This is a genomic window from Vibrio sp. D173a, from assembly GCF_030248475.1.
The window spans coordinates 1-702 of sequence record NZ_JAHGAH010001392.1; the positions used below are offsets into that span (position 1 = coordinate 1).

Consider the following 702-nt stretch of genomic DNA (forward strand, 5'->3'; position numbering starts at 1 on the left):
GGATGATAATGTGAATACCTTAATGTATAGCTTGATCGCTGCTGCGCTGCTTCCTTATCGAGCGAAAATACCCGTTGCCATCGCGATGAATAAGCTTGGTGGTTACGACAATCATCATCCACGAGAACAACAAGCAAAGTTAAAGGGCTTTGGCGCGCGAGCGCTGGCTGCACACCAGAACGCTTTTGAGTCCCTTATCGTCTTCGCATCGGCTATTTTGCTGGCCATAGCGACAGGCACAATAACTGGCACTATCGAGCTTTTGGCGATACTGCACGTTGGTTTCAGAGTTGCTTACCATGCCCTCTATTTACTCAATATCGGCGTGTTGCGTTCAGTATGTTGGGCGGTGGCGATTGGTTGCTCATTTGTCATCATGGGTCAGTGCATCGTCAGTTAGTCGTTCTGATTCACGACGAATGCCCGCAGTGCATGTCGTAACTCCGATTCAATTTCGTGGTAATTTGCTGAATTAGTGTTAGTTTTAAGTAATAGCATTACATGGATACAGGGAAAGGCCACACCATGAATTTTAGCATTGAGCAGCTTTTGGCATTCGTTACTGTTTATGAAGAACGCTCTTTTAGTAAAGCTGCAGCAAAGCTCAACAAGCACAGAACGACCACAGGGCAAGTCATCGCCAACTTGGAAGACGTACTGGCTGTTGAGCTGTTTGAACGCATTGGCCGAACAGTAGAGCCG

General features: G+C 47.0%; 2 protein-coding genes. Both read left to right on the top strand.

The window, feature by feature from the left end:
• Positions 1-22 precede the first annotated feature (22 nt).
• Positions 23-400: an MAPEG family protein gene (locus KIV40_RS33580; protein ID WP_285353745.1), complete on the top strand. Its 378-nt coding sequence runs from the start codon at positions 23-25 to the stop codon at positions 398-400.
• Positions 401-525: 125 nt separating this feature from the next.
• Positions 526-702: LysR family transcriptional regulator (locus tag KIV40_RS33585; protein WP_285353747.1), on the top strand; the 177-nt coding region annotated here is incomplete at its 3' end.